13 protein-coding genes are annotated in these 15733 nt (G+C 63.5%); 9 read left to right on the forward strand and 4 right to left on the reverse strand.

All coding sequences use genetic code 11. The features are described from left to right. Window positions 1–175: 175 nt before the first annotated feature. Window positions 176–952, forward strand: a complete 777-nt coding sequence (locus tag AAFG13_RS03400) for an outer membrane beta-barrel protein (RefSeq protein WP_342711126.1) — start codon at window positions 176–178, stop codon at window positions 950–952. A gap of 74 nt (window positions 953–1026) precedes the next feature. Here the strand turns inward: AAFG13_RS03400 and AAFG13_RS03405 are convergent, their stop codons facing one another. The 4 genes from AAFG13_RS03405 to AAFG13_RS03420 all read right to left on the reverse strand — a co-directional run bounded on the left by AAFG13_RS03405 (window position 1027) and on the right by AAFG13_RS03420 (window position 5571). Then, entirely contained in the window at window positions 1027–1797 is a 771-nt protein-coding gene (locus AAFG13_RS03405; protein ID WP_342711127.1) for a glucose 1-dehydrogenase, read from the reverse strand. Between the two features lie 196 nt (window positions 1798–1993). Beyond that, complete coding sequence (locus AAFG13_RS03410; protein WP_212317471.1) at window positions 1994–2785, reverse strand: porin family protein; 792 nt, start codon at window positions 2783–2785, stop codon at window positions 1994–1996. Between the two features lie 228 nt (window positions 2786–3013). Beyond that, window positions 3014–5074 (reverse strand): DNA topoisomerase IV subunit B, encoded by a 2061-nt coding sequence (parE, locus tag AAFG13_RS03415; protein WP_342711128.1) that lies wholly within the window; start codon window positions 5072–5074, stop codon window positions 3014–3016. A gap of 128 nt (window positions 5075–5202) precedes the next feature. Continuing rightward, window positions 5203–5571: a hypothetical protein gene (locus tag AAFG13_RS03420; protein WP_092113833.1), complete on the reverse strand. Its 369-nt coding sequence runs from the start codon at window positions 5569–5571 to the stop codon at window positions 5203–5205. 188 nt (window positions 5572–5759) lie between these two features. Between AAFG13_RS03420 and AAFG13_RS03425 the strand changes: the two genes are divergently transcribed. The 8 genes from AAFG13_RS03425 (at window position 5760) to AAFG13_RS03460 (ending at window position 15719) form a co-directional block, all read left to right on the forward strand. Next, window positions 5760–6290: a DedA family protein gene (locus AAFG13_RS03425; RefSeq protein WP_212317468.1), complete on the forward strand. Its 531-nt coding sequence runs from the start codon at window positions 5760–5762 to the stop codon at window positions 6288–6290. A gap of 153 nt (window positions 6291–6443) precedes the next feature. Further along, complete coding sequence (locus AAFG13_RS03430) at window positions 6444–7433, forward strand: MBL fold metallo-hydrolase (RefSeq protein WP_342711129.1); 990 nt, start codon at window positions 6444–6446, stop codon at window positions 7431–7433. Window positions 7434–7653: 220 nt separating this feature from the next. After that, the gene (locus AAFG13_RS03435; RefSeq protein ID WP_212317466.1) at window positions 7654–8325 is read left to right on the forward strand and encodes an FMN-binding negative transcriptional regulator; all 672 of its coding nucleotides are present in this window, start codon (window positions 7654–7656) and stop codon (window positions 8323–8325) included. Further along, entirely contained in the window at window positions 8325–9371 is a 1047-nt protein-coding gene (gene argC, locus AAFG13_RS03440) for an N-acetyl-gamma-glutamyl-phosphate reductase (protein ID WP_212317465.1), read from the forward strand. Before AAFG13_RS03435 ends, argC (AAFG13_RS03440) begins: the two co-directional genes overlap by 1 nt. Before the next feature lie 121 nt (window positions 9372–9492). Then, window positions 9493–10473 (forward strand): N-acetyl-gamma-glutamyl-phosphate reductase, encoded by a 981-nt coding sequence (gene argC, locus AAFG13_RS03445; protein WP_342711130.1) that lies wholly within the window; start codon window positions 9493–9495, stop codon window positions 10471–10473. A 16-nt stretch (window positions 10474–10489) separates the two neighbouring features. Continuing rightward, on the forward strand, window positions 10490–11083 hold the full coding sequence (locus tag AAFG13_RS03450) for a class I SAM-dependent methyltransferase (protein ID WP_342711131.1): 594 nt from the start codon (window positions 10490–10492) through the stop codon (window positions 11081–11083). 152 nt (window positions 11084–11235) lie between these two features. Next, a complete protein-coding gene (locus AAFG13_RS03455; RefSeq protein ID WP_342711132.1) occupies window positions 11236–12831 on the forward strand; it encodes a toll/interleukin-1 receptor domain-containing protein in 1596 nt (531 codons plus the stop codon). Beyond that, the gene (locus tag AAFG13_RS03460) at window positions 12828–15719 is read left to right on the forward strand and encodes a tetratricopeptide repeat protein (protein WP_342711133.1); all 2892 of its coding nucleotides are present in this window, start codon (window positions 12828–12830) and stop codon (window positions 15717–15719) included. The genes AAFG13_RS03455 and AAFG13_RS03460 overlap by 4 nt, the downstream gene beginning before the upstream one ends. Window positions 15720–15733: the final 14 nt, after the last annotated feature.

Raw genomic sequence — 15733 nt, forward strand, 5'->3', positions numbered from 1 at the left:
TTTATCAAGGATAACAGCTCCTTAAATGAGCCATTAGAAGTTGCGTGATTGCAACAGACCGACATGATTCGAAACCGGCGCACATGGATTCGGCGCGACCGGTTCCCGCGGTTTGCTTTTGGTAAGGGTCTCTCTGGGAAAGCTCGTCCCCATCAGACAATCTGGGGATGCCGCCATGTCTCATGCCAAATTCATTGCCGCGCTGACCGTGACCACGGCGCTCGGCGTCGGTGCTGCGTCGGCCGCCGACCTTGCTGCCCGTCCGTACACCAAGGCGCCGGCGTATGTGGAAACGGTCTACAACTGGTCCGGCTTCTACATTGGCGGCCATCTCGGCGGCGCCTGGACCAACGAGCAGTGGGTCAACAGCGCAAACACGACGGCGTTCGGCGATCTCGCACCCGGCCAGGGCTTTCGGCAACGCGGCTCGGGCTTCATGGGTGGCGGTCAGATCGGCTACAACTGGCAGGCCAACAACTTCGTGTTCGGCGTCGAGGGCACGATCTCCGGGCTCGACAATTCCGGCCGCGTCACCAACACGGTGTTCGGCGTCGGCCGCGACGATCAATTCAGCTGGCGCTCGAACGTCATGGCAACGATCGTCGGTCGTGCCGGCTACGCGATCCAGAACAACCTGCTCTATTTCAAGGGCGGCTATGCCGGCGTGAACAACCGCCTGTCCGTCGTCGACAACCTTCCGCCGGCAACCGGCTCCGGCAGCCAGACCCATTGGGCCAGCGGCTGGACGGTCGGCGCCGGCTGGGAATACGGCATCACCCGCAACTGGACCGTCGGCGTCGAATACAATTACGCGGCCTTCGAGCGTCAGACCTATCAGCTCGCCGGCACTGCGGCGGGCACCTACACGTTCGACGCCAAGCCGCGTGACATCCAGTGGGCAGTGGTGCGCGTGAACTACAAGTTCGACGCACCGGTCATCGCGCGCTACTGAACGACACTGAGGCGAACAGGATGCAGGAGCCCCGGCGAACGCCGGGGCTCTTGTGTTTCTTGGATCCTGTGGTTTCAGGCCATCACAGAATAGCCGCCGTCGACGGGGATCGCGGTGCCGGTGACGAAGTCCGACGCCGGTGAGGCCAGGAACACGGCGATGCCCGCGAAGTCGTCGATGGCGCCCCAGCGTGCCGCCGGCGTGCGTGCGAGCACGCGCTCGTGCAGCCCGGCGACCTGCTGGCGCGCGCCCTTCGTCAGATCGGTGTCGATCCAGCCGGGAAGGATGGCGTTGACCTGGATGTTGTCGGGGGCCCAGGCGTTGGCGCAGGCGCGGGTGTACTGCACGATGCCGCCCTTGCTTGCGGCATAGGCCGCAGCGAAGCTCGCGCCGAAGATCGACATCATCGAGCCGATGTTGATGATCTTGCCGTGGCCCGAGGCCTTGAGCGCCGGATAGGCCGCCTTCGAGCACAGGAAGGCGCTGGTGAGGTTGGTGTCGATCACCTTGCTCCACTCGTCGAGCTCGAGCTCGTGCGGCGGCTTGCGGATGCTCATGCCGGCGTTGTTGACGAGGATGTCGATCCGGCCGAGCTCGCCGATAACCCGATCGACCATGGCCGCGACGGCGGCCTTGTCGGTCACGTCGGTTGCCACCGCGATCGCCTTGATACCACGCTTGCCGAGGTCCTCGACGGCAGCCTTCGATTTCGCCTCGTTGCGGCCGACCACGGCAACCGCCGCGCCGGCATCCGCCAGGCCGCGCGCCATGCCAAGCCCGATGCCGCCATTGCCGCCGGTGACGATCGCGACCCGGCCCGAGAGATCAAACTGTCCGTTTCTCATTGTTGTTGTCCGCTGTGGTTTGAATCCGGTCGCGAGAGTGCCCGATCGCCACAGCGCTGACCAGATCGGGCGCGGCCGGTCGGCCCTGCGCCAGGAGGCGTGCGCGCGAGATCGTTCTCGACAGCGCTCAGGCAACAAAAAAGCCCCGGACAACGCCGGGGCTTTTCGTCTGCTGGATCAGCAGGGAGTATTCAGCTCAGTACTTGGCAACAACCGGACCGGTCCAGTTGAAGCGGTAGACCAGCGAGGTGCTGATGGTCTGGACGAACGGCTTGAAGGTGATGTCGCGGCCGTTCGAGATGTTGGTGACGTCGGCGAGTTCCGAGATGTTCCGGTTGTCGTAATAGGCAGCACGGTACTCGGTCTTCATGAACCAGCCCGGCGCGGTGATGCCGAAGATGTTCAGGTTGTTCTCGACGCCGCCGCCGACGAACCAGCCGCTGCGATCGAAGCCGTTGGTGTGCAGGCCGGACGGGAGAGCGGTCGCGGTGTTGAACAGCGTGGTGCCCTTCCAGTGCGAGCTGGAGTAACCGGCGTTGACGTAGGACAGAACGTTCGGAGCGACCAGATAACCGAGGCGCGCACCGGCGGCCCAGCTGTAGTCGTTCTTGATGTTGCCGGCGATGAACGGACCCTGATCCTGGATCGTGCCCTTCAGGCTGCCGAACTGACCGTCGGCGAACACACCGAGGACCCAGCTGTTGGCGGTCTGCCAGTCGTAACCCGCACCGACGGTGCCGAACCAGCCATCGCCGCCCTGGCGCTGGTTGAAGCCGAGGATTGGCGCGCCCGTGACGGTCGACTGGACACCGGTGTCAGCGTCCCAGACGCCGCCGCCGCCGCCGCCGAAGATGTAGAAGCCGGTCCAGCTCGGCGCCACTGCGATCGGGGCCGGAGCCTTGGTGTAGGGGCGGGCGGCCAGATCGGCAGCCGACGCGGAACCCGTCATCGCAGCAACCGCGGTCAGAGCGAGCAAAATCTTCTTCATATCCAAATCCTCGACTTTAGCGTTCGATCGGGTCGCTGACGGGGGCGCGATGGCACCGATTCCCGAAACTCATGTCAGGACTATACGTAGTTCCGCCGGAAATGCTGTTGCGGGTGAGACACAACCGCCCGAAAACGAAACCGCAGACGCTCTTCGAATACGCGAATGAAAACGGCCGCCCCGATCGAGGGGCGGCCGGAAAATCATTTCAAATCAGCCGGTTGAGGCCTAAACGTCGAGCAGATCGTCGCTTGCGAATTCGGCCTTGTCGGAGATGAAGGCAAAGCGGGCTTCCGCCTTGGTGCCCATCAGCCGCTCGACCGAGTCGGCGGTGCCCTCGCGATCGTCGGCGAGCAGCACCACGCGCAGCAGCGTGCGCTTGGCCGGATCCATTGTGGTCTCCTTCAGCTGCGCCGGCATCATCTCACCGAGGCCTTTGAAGCGATTCACCTCGACCTTGGCGTTGGCGTTGAATTCGCTCTTGAGCAACTCTTCCTTGTGGGCGTCGTCGCGGGCGTAAACCGACTTGGTGCCGTGCTTCAATTTGTAGAGCGGCGGCACCGCCAGATAGAGATGTCCCTCGTCGATCAGCCGCGGCATCTGCCGGTAGAAGAAGGTGATCAGGAGCGATGCGATGTGCGCGCCGTCGACGTCGGCGTCGGTCATGATGATGATGCGCTGATAGCGCAAATCCTCTTCGCGGTAGTGCGCGAGCGTGCCGCTGCCGATCGCCTGGACGAGATCGGAGAGCTGCGCGTTGGCGGTCAGCTTGTCCTTGCCGGCAGAGGCGACGTTGAGGATCTTGCCGCGCAGCGGCAGCACGGCCTGCGTCTTGCGATCGCGTGCCTGCTTGGCGCTGCCGCCGGCCGAGTCGCCTTCGACGATGAAAAGTTCAGAGCCTTCGGTGCCGGCATCGGAGCAATCCGCAAGCTTGCCGGGAAGACGCAGCTTCTTGCCGGCGGTCTTGCGCGCGGTTTCCTTTTCCTGGCGGCGGCGCAGCCGTTCCTCGGCGCGATCGATCACGAAGTCGAGCAGCCGGTTGGCCTGGTTCGGATTGCCTGACAGCCAGTGGTCGAACGGGTCCTTCATCGCCTGTTCGACGATGCGCTGCGCTTCGGCGGTGGCGAGGCGATCTTTCGTTTGGCCCTGGAATTCAGGCTCGCGCACGAACACCGAGAGCATCACGGCCGCGCCCACCATCACGTCTTCCGAAGTGATGGAGGCCGCGCGCTTGCCCTGACCGGCGCGCTCGGCGTGGTCCTTCAGGCCGCGCAGCAATGCGCTGCGCAGACCCGATTCATGCGTGCCGCCATCGGGCGTCGGCACCGTGTTGGTGTAGGACGACAGGAAGCCGTCGGCGTCGGCCGTCCAGGCCACCGCCCATTCGCAGGCGCCATGCGCGCCGCTGCGGCCGGATTTGCCGGAGAAGATATCCTGATGCACCAGCGTGTCGGCATGGATCGCCGCGGCCAGATAATCCTTCAGGCCGCCGGGGAAGTGGAACTTGGCTTCCGCCGGGACGTCCTCAACGCCCTTCAACAACTCCTGATCGCAATGCCAGCGAATCTCGACACCGCCGAACAGGTACGCCTTCGAGCGCGTCATCTTGAATAGACGCTGCGGCTTGAAGGCCGCCTTGGCGCCGAAAATGTCGGTATCCGGCTTGAAGCGGATCCGCGTGCCGCGGCGGTTGTTGACCTTGCCGAGGTCTTCGAGCTTGCCCTTGGGATGGCCGCGCTCGAAGGTCATGCGGTGCAACTGCCCGCTGCGCGCGACCTCGACCTCGAGCCGTGACGAGAGGGCGTTGACCACGGAGACGCCGACGCCGTGCAGGCCGCCCGAGGTCTCGTAGACCTTGGAGTCGAACTTGCCGCCCGAATGCAGCGTGCACATGATGACTTCGAGCGCGGACTTCTTCGGGAATTTCGGATGCGGATCGACCGGGATGCCGCGGCCATTGTCGGTCACGGTCAGGAAGCCGTCGGTGGTCAACTCCACGTCGATGAAGGTGGCGTGGCCGGCGAGGGCCTCGTCCATGCAGTTGTCGATCACCTCGGCGAACAGATGGTGTAGCGCCTTCTCGTCGGTGCCGCCGATATACATGCCGGGCCGCCGGCGGACCGGTTCCAGCCCTTCCAGCACCTCGATATCGGCCGCCGTATAGCCGGCTTCGGCACTTCCCGTGGGCCGGGAAGCAGCCTTCGCCGGGGCGCGTCCCTTCGGCTCCGGGGCTCCGAACAGATCGTCGGCAGATTTACTTTTGGCGTTTGATTTCAGCGGTTTGGACATGGCTCTTCAAGTAGTACGCCGGCTTGGGCGCAGCGAATCGGTTGCTCTGACTATGCCACGGATGGGCTGCCAAATGGGGGCGGCCGCGCCGTTAGGGCCCGGCCGCCTGTGTAGATAGGAGCCTGCGATTACGCCCGCGAGGTGCGGAATACAACGACCGTGAACAGGGCCATGGCGGCGACCACCATCAGCGATCCCACGATCGGCGCTGCCTCGAACGCGGGACCCTTCAGCAACACCGCGGCCACGCCGGCCGGAAACAGGATGCCGCCGACGATATGCAGCCAGCCCTGGATCCTGGCGAGCAACATGGTTCCTGCCGCCGGCACCAGCCGGTAGTACAGGCCGAACAGGAACAGCAGCACGCCGCCGACGAGATTGAGATGCGCATGCGCCGGCCCCAACGTGAAGTCGTGCTGGATACCCATGGCGATGCCCGCGAGCATTCCGAACAACAAGACGAGAACGCCGACGCACATCATCAGTGACCCGATCATCCAGTGATTCCTTTTTCTTATGAGGGAGGGGCCAGCCAACCCGGACCGCAGGGGCCTTACCGGAAATCACGTTTGATCCCCGCCTTTGTGACTTGATGTCACGCAATGGGCTGGCTTACCTGTTCTTAGGCTGTGTGCCGCTACAAAGGTTCATTCAGTTTTCAACGCAGCGGAGGGCACTCGACGAGATGGAAGACTTTGCGCGGGCCTTGGCCGAATTCGTCCGCCACCACCAGGCCTGGGCCGCTCCGATCGTCATGCTGCTGGCGTTCGCTGAATCGCTCGCCTTCATCTCGTTGCTGGTGCCCGCCTGGGGTGCGCTGGTCGCGATCGGCGCCCTGATCGGCGTCAGCGGGATCAGTTTCTGGCCGATCTGGATCGCGGGCGGCATCGGCGCCGCACTCGGCGACTGGGTCTCCTACTGGTTCGGCTATCGCTACAAGGAGCAGGTCGCGCAGATGTGGCCGCTGTCGCGCTACCCCGAGATCCTGCCGCGCGGCGAGGCCTTCGTGAAGACCTGGGGCGTGCCCAGCATCTTCATCGGGCGCTTCTTCGGCCCGCTGCGCGCCTCGGTGCCGCTTGCCGCCGGCATTTTCGAGATGTCGTACTGGCAATTCCAGATCGCCAATTTCGTCTCCGCGCTGGTCTGGTCGGCGGCGCTGCTGTTGTTTGGCGACGTCATCGGCCAGGTCGTCGAGTGGATGTGGCGGGCGGTGTAACGACGTCAGGAATATCGCGACGATGCAGGGGTTAGGCGGGAGAACAATTGCTTGCACGGCCGTCTTCACGCGACTGTCAAAACGCTGAGCAAAACTCGCCGCAGCGGACGCGGCTCCGCCGGGCGCATCATTGCTTCACTGGGAGGACATCAGATGGAATTGACACGACGTCGCGCTCTCGCAGGTGCTGCCGGCATCGCAGCCGCGCCGTTGCTGCCTGCCGTTCCCGCGGCCGCCGCAGCGCCCGCCGCCGACAGGCAGGCGCCGGGCTTCTATCGCTACAAGGTCGGCGACATCCTCGTCACCGCGGTGTCGGACGGCAAGAACGTCTTCAAGCTGGAAGATTCCTTCATCCCGAATGCGAAGCGGGACGATGTCAACGCGGCGCTGGAGAAGGCCTTCATGCCACGCGACATGGTGTCGATCTGGTACGCGCCGCTCGTGCTCAACACCGGCGGCAAGCTGGTCGTGATCGACACCGGCAATGGCGCGCTGGCGAAAGCCAGCACAAAGGGTGCCAGTGGCCAGTTCGCCGACAATTTCGCTGCGGCCGGCTTCGATCCGAAGAATGTCGACATGGTCGTGATCTCGCATTTCCATACCGACCACGTGAACGGCCTGCTGACGGCGGAGGGCACGCCGGCGTTCCCGAATGCCGAAGTGCTGGTGCCGGCGACCGAATGGAAGTTCTGGATGGATGACGGCGAGATGAGCCGGGCGCCCGCCGGCCGCATGCAGGGCCTGTTCAAGAACAACCGTAATATCTTCGAGGCCGGCCTGAAGAAGAAGGTCACGCCCTACGAGTGGGGCAAGGAGATCGCGCCGGGCCTGATCTCGGTCGAGACCGTCGGCCACACGCCGGGCCACACCTCCTACGTGCTGGCTTCGGGGGCGGACAAGGTCTTCATCCAGTCCGACGTCACCAACAATCCGAACCTGTTCGCGGCCAATCCCGGCTGGCATGCGTTCTTCGACCAGGACGGCGACGTCGCGGAGAAGACCCGCCGCCGGATCTACGACATGGTGGTCGCGGAACGGCTCCAGGTGCAGGGCTATCATTACCCGTTCCCGGGCCTCGGCAATGTGGTCAAGGACGGCAATGGCTACCGCGTCGTGCCGGCGCCGTGGAATCCGGCGATCTGAACGGTTTTCCTTGACGCAAAACGGGCGCGGCCTTATAGCCGCGTCCATGATCAACGCCGCGACCATCATCATCGCCCGCCGCCGCCGCATTATCGCGGTATGGGCGGTCGCTCGCGTTTAAGACCATCGCCTCTGCCGCCGGATCCGATCCCGCGGCGCTCTCCTGAAAAAGACACGCGGTTCGATCTGGCGGCTCCTTCGTCATGCAGGAGCTTCGATCATGTATACGCCACCGCCTTTCAAGCCTGACCGCGCCGCGAGCCTTGCGTTCGCGGAAGCGCGCGGTTTCGGCATCGTCTGCGCGTGCGACGGCGGCAAGCCGATCGCCTCTGCGCTGCCGTTTTATTTGACCTACGCCGCCGACGGTACGCCGCGGGCGCTGTTTCATGTTGCCCGTCACAATCCGCTGGTAAAGCTGGCGAACGGGAGCCCGTGGCTGCTGGCCGTCACCGGCGCGGATGCCTATGTGTCGCCGGACTGGTATGTGTCGCCCGATCAGGTGCCGACCTGGCTCTATCAGGCCGTTCATCTGACCGGGCCGGTGCGGACCCTGTCGGACGAGGAACTTGCCGTTCAGATCGACGTGCTGAGCGCCAAGTTCGAGGACCGGCTGCTGCCGAAAAAGCCGTGGGTGTCGGGCAAGATGACCGCCGCGCGGCTGGAAGCCATGAAGAAGGCCATCGTGGGCCTCGAGATGATGGTGGAAGAGGTGGAGGGCAGCTTCAAGCTGAACCAGCACAAGTCTGAAACCGATTTCGCGGCGGTCGGCAACACGCTCGCATTGCAGGCCGAAGCCGGTGCCCGGGACATCGCGGCTTTGATGCGCGAAGTGCGCCCGCAGGCTTTCGCGATGGTACAGGCCGAGATGACTGCGCTTCCGAGGAGCGAGTAATGATGAAGAAGAAAATCGGAATTTTGGGCGCGTCCGGCTACACCGGCGCCGACGCGGTGCGCCTGTTGGCGCGGCACCCGAATGCCGAAATCACCGCGCTTACCGCCAACACCCATGCCGGCAAGGCGATGAGCGAGGTGTTTCCTCACTTCTTCATGCTCGACCTGCCAAAACTCGTGGAATGGGAAAAAGTCGACTGGACGCGGCTCGATGCCGCGTTCTGCGGACTGCCGCATGGGACGACGCAAGAGATCATCGCCGCGGTGCTGAAAGCCAATCCCAGAATCAAGATCCTCGATATGTCCGCGGATTTCCGGCTGCGCAACAAAGACAGCTACGCGCAATGGTACGGCCATGAGCACCGGGCGCTCGAATTGCAGGACGAGGCCGTCTATGGGCTGACCGAACTCTACCGGGAGAAGGTCACGGCCGCGCGGCTGGTGGCCTGTCCCGGCTGCTATCCGACGGCGGTGCTGCTGGCGCTTGTTCCGCTGGCGAAGGCAAAGCTGATTGACGTCGACGAGATCATCATCGACGCAAAGTCGGGCGTCACCGGCGCCGGACGCGGACTGAAGCAGAACACGCTGTTCAGCGAGGCCGGCGAAGGTTTGTCGCCCTATTCGATCGGAAGCCATCGACACTCGGCGGAGATCGAGCAGGAGATCGGCGCAGCCGCTGGCTCGGCTGTGACAGTGAACTTCACCCCGCATCTCATTCCGATGGCGCGCGGTGAGTTCTGCACATCCTATGTCAAGCTCAACGGGGCTACGCCCGACGATTTGCGCGCCGAGCTGGAAAAGGCCTACGCCAACGAGCCGTTCGTATATGTGACGAAGAAGGGCGTGCTGCCACAGACGCAGAACGTGCGCGGTTCGAATTACGTTCAGATCGGCGTCGTCGCCGACCGGATCAAGAACCGCGCCATCGTGCTCTCGACGCTCGATAATCTTGTGAAGGGGTCGGCCGGACAGGCGATCCAGAATATGAACCTGATGTTCGGCTTGCCCGAAACCACCGGGCTGGAGCAGATCGCGCTGTTTCCGTGAGCGGGGGTTGTTGTCGTGGACGAGGATGCGCTCAATCTAGGGATAACAGCCCCGGATTGGCGGCGCAGGTGCGGCCAAACGTGTTAGCAAACGAAACGAACGAGCTCGAAAGGAGCATGCCATGACCGTCACCGATACCAACCAGCCGAAAACCAAGAGCGGTGCGACCAGGGCCACCGTGTTCGTCGACGGGGCGTCCGGCACCACCGGCCTCGGTATCCAGGAGCGGCTGCACGCGATCGGCGACGTCGCTGTCAAGCACATCGCCGACGACAAGCGGAAGGACGCAGGCGCCAAGCGTGCGCTGATGGAGGAGGTGGATCTCGTGATCCTCTGCCTGCCTGACGATGCCGCCAAGGAGACCGTCGCGCTGATCGACACGATGGGCAGTGCCGCTCCGAAGGTGCTCGATGCGTCGACCGCCTATCGCGTCGCGCCCGACTGGGCCTACGGTTTCGCGGAGCTCGCGCCCGACCAGGCCGACAAGATCCGCAACGCGCAGAAGGTCTCCAATCCGGGCTGCTATCCGACCGGTGCGATCGCGCTGCTGCGGCCGATCGTCGATGCCGGCCTGCTGCCCGCGGATTATCCCGTCACCGTCAACGCGGTGAGCGGCTATTCGGGCGGCGGCAAGTCGATGATCGCGAGCTTCGAGGATGGCTCGGCGCCGGCCTTCGAGCTCTATGGCCTCGGCTTCGAGCACAAGCACGTGCCGGAGATGCAGCTTTACTCGCATCTGACGCGGCGGCCGATCTTCATCCCGTCGGTCGGCAACTACCGGCAGGGCATGCTGGTCTCGGTGCCGCTGCAGCTCGACACGTTGCCGGGCAAGCCGACCGGCGCCGACCTGCAGGCTGTTCTGGCGAAGTGGTATGCCGGCAGCAAACACGTCTCGGCGATGCCGCTGCAAAACGAAGCGGCCAAGGGCGGGCGGATCGAGCCGGAGGCACTCAACGAGACCAACCAGCTCGAGCTTTATGTGTTCGCCAGCGACAAGCACCGCCAGGCCGTGCTGGTCGCCCGGCTCGACAATCTGGGCAAGGGCGCCTCGGGTGCCGCGGTGCAGAACATGCGGCTGATGCTCGGACTGGCCGACAGCTGACGGCGAGGTTCGCATCGTGGATGACGCCACGCTGCAATTCTACCGGCGCAATGCCGAGGCCTATGCCGGGTGGGCGAAAGCGCCGTCCACCCGGCTGATCGGCTTTCTCAAGCTGCTGCCGCCGGGCGGCGCGATCCTCGAACTCGGCTGCGGTGCCGGCAATCATGCCGCCGTCATGCTTGCCGAAGGCTTCGTGCTGCGCGCGACCGACGGGTCCCCCGAGATGGCTGACGTCGCGGCGCGGCGCATCAACCATCCCGTCGAGGCGATGCTGTTCGATGAACTCGAGGACCTGGAGGCCTATGACGGCGTCTGGGCCAGCGCCTGCCTGCTGCACGTGCCGCGCGACGAATTGGCCGGCATCCTCAGTCGCATCCATCGCGCGCTGAAACCCGGCGGCATCTTCTACGCGAGCTACAAGATCGGCCATGGCGATGGCCGCGACAGCATCGGCCGCTACTACAATTATCCCGCGGCCGACTGGCTGGCGGCGACCTACGCCGCGTCAGGGGCGTGGGTCCAGGTCTCGTCCGACACCAGCGAGATCAAGAGTTTCGACGAGGCGCCCGCAACGATGCTGCATATCGTGGTGCGCAAGGCTGTGGCGTAACCCTCGTCATTTTCCAGCCTCCGGTTCCACGGTGGCGCCATGCACATTTGCAGCCTCCGATAGACATTTCACGCCTATTGCGATATGGTGTCTGTTTTCAGAACTATAGGTAGTGCGCATTCCAAGGCTGTATTTTTGGAGGCTGGACTCATATGAACGAGGAACAGTTTCACATTCCGCCCGGTCCTGACGATCCGGTCCAGATATTCGTTTCATACGCGCACGACGACAACAGCGTCCCGCCAGGGCTGGAACCGGAGAAGGGGTTCGTGACGGTCCTGATCAGCCATCTTGAATATATTCTCACGCGGCGGGGCCATCCGAGGCCGAAGATCTGGTGGGATCAGCGACGCATCGACAAGGCGGATCGCTTCGACAACATCATTCAGGAGGCGATCAAGCGGTCATCGCTGCTGCTGGTCGTGATGTCGACGAACTGGCTGTCCCGACCCTGGTGTCGCAAGGAACTGGAACTGTTCGCAAAGCGGCAGGACAGCACTGAACACATGGTTCTCGTGCGCGCCAACCACGTCGAGCCGGCCGAGCATCCCGATGAACTGCAGAATATTGAGGGATACGACTTCTTCAGTCTCGACGAGTGGCGAGAGCCCGGCAATGAACGTTTCTTCGTTGATCAGGGTGAGATCTGCGACAAGTTGTTCACCAAGCGTGTCTCCGAGCTTGGAAGCGTCGTCTGGCGCAGGGCGAGTAACGTTCGAAGGAAGATCGTCCCGCCACAGCCACTGTCGCTTGCGCCAGCGAGCGTGGCCAGGATCAGTTCCCTCCGGGAACCGCGAACGATCTATCTCGCCAAGCCCGCTCCGGATACGGCGGTGGTCTATGACCGTATTGCCAACGACTTGATGCGCGAGGGGTACCAGGTCGTGCCGCCCATCGGCGAGAATATTCCAGCGGAAGCGGCGGCGCGGGCCCTTCAGTTCGTGGACAGCGCGCTCGAGTCCGCCGAAGCATCGATTCACCTGCTCGGCGACAAGCCAGGATACAAGCCCGATGAATTGGATCACATCGTCCCGTTGCAGCTCGCGCGGGCCGGAGAACGGGCCAAGTTGCACCCCACCAATCCTAACGGCGCACGGTTCACCAGGATCGTGTGGGCGCCCAAATCGCCTGAGGACGATTGTCGATTTCCGGCGGCAGCGTTGCGTGAACCGATCACGGTGCTCGACAGATTTGACCACCATTGCGAGGGGGATCAACTCTACGGCGATGTTTTCAGCGCGTTTCAGAGCTACCTGAAGCGAGAACTCGAACGGCGCGTTCCTCCGAGCCGGACCGACAGCATCGAGCAGGAGAGCTTTGGCTCGCGGATCTACGTTTGGCACCGCAAGGACGACCGCGAATTCGCGCGCAAGGTTCGCAAATGGCTGCGCGACCATGATGCCGAAGCGATCCTGCCCGGCAATGACGAGGATCCGGACCGGGACAAGCTCCATCGCCAGAATCTCGCCGATTGCAGCGCCGTCTTTCTGTGCTGGGCACAGGCGACCGACGTCTGGGCGAAAATGTCCGCCAGTCAGCTGCGGAGCTGGCGGGACCTTGGCCGGAAGGAAAGGTTCTCCGTCCGGGGACTGGTGCTCGGCCCGCCGCCGGGGGAGAGCAAGTCCGAGGACGACATGCCGTTGCCGTCCGAGATCGACGAGGTCCTCGACTTGTCGCATGACAACCAGCTGATGCTCGATCGGCTTCAGCAGTTGCTCGATCGCTCGCGCGCCAGTCACCTGCGATGAGCTGGGTACGGCACGGTCTTTCCAATGATCAGCCGTTTCCCGGCTTGCGCCCGTTCGATCATGAAGATCATGCATTCTTCTTCGGAAGGCGCAGCCAGATCGCCTCGCTCTACGGGCTGCTGGATCGCAGCCGGTTCGTCGCCGTCATCGGCAGCTCGGGATCGGGCAAGTCCTCGCTGACCAGAGCCGGCTTGTTGCCGGTACTCGAGGAGGAGAACGAACAATCGCGGTCCGGCAAATGGGCGTGGTGTTCGATGCGGCCAGGCGACGCTCCGCTGGCGTCGCTGGCCGATGCGCTGGCGCAGCTGGCCGACAGCCGCGATGTCGGCGGCACCACCTCGGATATTCGACGCCACCACATCGAGTATCAGCTGGGTCGGTCGAGTTTCGGTCTTGCCGACGCCGTGTCCGAGGCCGGCGTCGGCGCAGACGAGAAATTCGTTCTGGTCGTCGACCAGTTTGAGGAATTGTTCCGTTATGCCGACCGCCCGAGCGAGACGGAGGCCGACCGCTTGCGGGACGCCACCTCCCGGAGCGAAGCCAAGCGGTTTGTCGAATTGCTGATGGAAGGGCGGCGCAGTGCCGACCGCGACATCCGCGTGCTGATCACGATGCGCTCCGACTTCATCGGCGCATGCTCCGATTTCCCGGGGCTGCCGGAGGCCGTCAGCGCAACGCAATTTCTGGTGCCCGGACTGGAACTCGACCAGATCGAGCAGATCATTACCGAACCGATCAAGCGCGCCGGCGCTACGATCGATCCTGCACTTGTACAGCAACTGCTGACGGACGCGCAGGGAGAACCGGATCAGCTGCCCGTGCTCCAGCACTGTTTGCTGCAACTCTGGCAGCAGGCCGGAGTGGTGGCTTCGCAGCCGTCCGAGCAGGCGCCGGCGGGCGACGCGCCCGCCGAACCTGGTGAGGGTCATCCGTCGCTCGCTCGGCACATCGACCCCGGTTGTTACGTTGCAGTCGGCAAGATGTCTGGCGCACTTTCGGTTCATGCCGAGAAGCTGCTGCCGAAGCTACGTGAGGAGGCCGTCGGGGCGGTGTTTCGGGCGCTGTCCGATATCAAGGACGGGCGGGCAATCCGTCGCGCCCTGTCCTATGCGCAGCTTCGTGACGAGTGCGGCGTTCCGGACGAAGAGCTCCGCAGGATCGTCGACCTGTTTCGCGCCGATGACTGCTCGTTCCTCGTCACATCGCCGGCAGGGATCGCCAATGTAACGGACGATACCGTCATCGACATCGGCCATGAGGCGCTGTTGCGGCGCTGGGAACGGATACGCGGCCTGCCGGGAGCGACCGGCGATGCCGGTGACAAGATGCCGATCGGATGGCTTGCGCAGGAGCAGAAGGACGGTCGGAAATATCAGATGTTGCTATCGATGCTCGATGGCGACCGCCGCAGCAACAAGGTCGAAGGCATCGAGCGACACTGGGACTGGTGGCGGAAAGGTTCTCGAACACCGAAATGGGCCGAACGTTATGGCGGCAATTTCGCAAGCGTCGAGGATATGCTGCGCCGCGGGCTCGCCTATCAGAGAAGATCCCTGTGGCTGACGGGGTCGATGGCTGTTGCTGGCGGAGTGCTCGTCCTCTGGGTCGGGTATCTGCAATACCGCAATCACGTCGACACCGCGGAACGAGCGACGCAGCAAGCGCGTGCAGACGAGAACCGCCGGCTTGCAGACCAGAATTTCGCCAGATCGATCTCGAATGCACAGGCGTTTCTCGACAGGACGCTCGCGGCACTCAACGCCGGTGACATGAAAATCGCGGCGGCGGTGAGCATGGAGGAGGCCGCGCAAGCCGCCGTCAACAACATCCAGGAAGCGGAAGGCCAGAGCGCCGTTCAGTCTGGATTCGACCCGTCGCCGGAAACCCTGTCGCTGGAAATCAAGCTCGACAACACCGCGACAGACATCCTCATCAGGAGCAAGAACTCGGAAGACGAGGCGCGCAAGCGCGCGACACGCGCGCTGCAACTGGCCGAGAAGCTGGTGGTGCTGCAGCCAAATAGTGACGGCGCGCAAGGTCTGCTTTATGAGACCAAATTCCGCTCGGCCGATGTGTTGGCTGAAAAGCAGCCCCAGGCTGCGCTCGCGCTATATCGCGAAGCCAGGGAAATTGCGCAAAAGCTTGCGGACAAGTCACCAGGCGACGGAGAGCGGCAGTATCACCTCGCCTTTAGCACGGTGAAGATCGGCGAAGTGTTCAGGGACGACCAGAAATACGGCGAGGCGCGACAGCAATTCGAACTGGCGTTACCGATCGCGGACAAACTTGCCGTCGATCATCCGGACAACCCCGTATGGGCGGCATATGCGCCGAATACGATGTCGAAACTCGCCGGCGTGATGGCCAGGCAATCGCCTCCCGACCTCGACCGGGCACTTCAATTGTATGACGCCGCACTCAAGCGCCAGAATGGGCTGGCCGAACGTTTTCCAACCAACAGCGTGGTGATTTCGAACCGGATTACGACGCGGCGTGGCAGGGCCGAGGTCCTGGCCAGGAAGGGTGAGTGGGCCAGGGCGAGCGCCGAATTCGAGGAAGTCGTTGCTGGCCGGGAGACGCTGGTCGACGCGGATCGCAACAACATGACGTCGCTTGAATATCTCGCCATGGACTACGAGAGGGCTGTCTCGTTGCTATTTGGTCAGCTTGACGCCGGCGCCGGCGAGGCTTCGCTGCCGACTGCCGATCTCCTAAACAAGGCTGTCACCGTCGAGACCAAGGCACACGACGCCTGGCTGAAGCTTACGAAGGTCGACCCGAAGAATTCGAATTGGCAGAAGAGCCTGACGGAGTCCGGCAAGAGGCGCGACGCACTGAACCTGCGTCTCGACGCGATCAAGGCGCCTCAAGAAGCTGCGCGACAGTGATCCGGGCTTGGTCG

The sequence above is a fragment of the Bradyrhizobium sp. B124 genome (assembly GCF_038967635.1).
Lineage (GTDB): Bacteria > Pseudomonadota > Alphaproteobacteria > Rhizobiales > Xanthobacteraceae > Bradyrhizobium.

Excerpts from the sequence above, each read along its gene's own strand:
- AAFG13_RS03405 (WP_342711127.1), bottom strand. The coding sequence starts at position 1,797 with ATGAGAAACGGACAGTTTGATCTCTCGGGCCGGGTCGCGATCGTCACC.
- AAFG13_RS03425 (WP_212317468.1), top strand. The coding sequence starts at position 5,760 with ATGGAAGACTTTGCGCGGGCCTTGGCCGAATTCGTCCGCCACCACCAG.
- AAFG13_RS03435 (WP_212317466.1), top strand. The coding sequence starts at position 7,654 with ATGTATACGCCACCGCCTTTCAAGCCTGACCGCGCCGCGAGCCTTGCG.
- argC (WP_342711130.1), top strand. The coding sequence starts at position 9,493 with ATGACCGTCACCGATACCAACCAGCCGAAAACCAAGAGCGGTGCGACC.
- AAFG13_RS03400 (WP_342711126.1), top strand. The coding sequence starts at position 176 with ATGTCTCATGCCAAATTCATTGCCGCGCTGACCGTGACCACGGCGCTC.
- AAFG13_RS03430 (WP_342711129.1), top strand. The coding sequence starts at position 6,444 with ATGGAATTGACACGACGTCGCGCTCTCGCAGGTGCTGCCGGCATCGCA.
- argC (WP_212317465.1), top strand. The coding sequence starts at position 8,325 with ATGATGAAGAAGAAAATCGGAATTTTGGGCGCGTCCGGCTACACCGGC.
- AAFG13_RS03420 (WP_092113833.1), bottom strand. The coding sequence starts at position 5,571 with ATGATCGGGTCACTGATGATGTGCGTCGGCGTTCTCGTCTTGTTGTTC.
- AAFG13_RS03410 (WP_212317471.1), bottom strand. The coding sequence starts at position 2,785 with ATGAAGAAGATTTTGCTCGCTCTGACCGCGGTTGCTGCGATGACGGGT.
- AAFG13_RS03460 (WP_342711133.1), top strand. The coding sequence starts at position 12,828 with ATGAGCTGGGTACGGCACGGTCTTTCCAATGATCAGCCGTTTCCCGGC.
- AAFG13_RS03455 (WP_342711132.1), top strand. The coding sequence starts at position 11,236 with ATGAACGAGGAACAGTTTCACATTCCGCCCGGTCCTGACGATCCGGTC.
- parE (WP_342711128.1), bottom strand. The coding sequence starts at position 5,074 with ATGTCCAAACCGCTGAAATCAAACGCCAAAAGTAAATCTGCCGACGAT.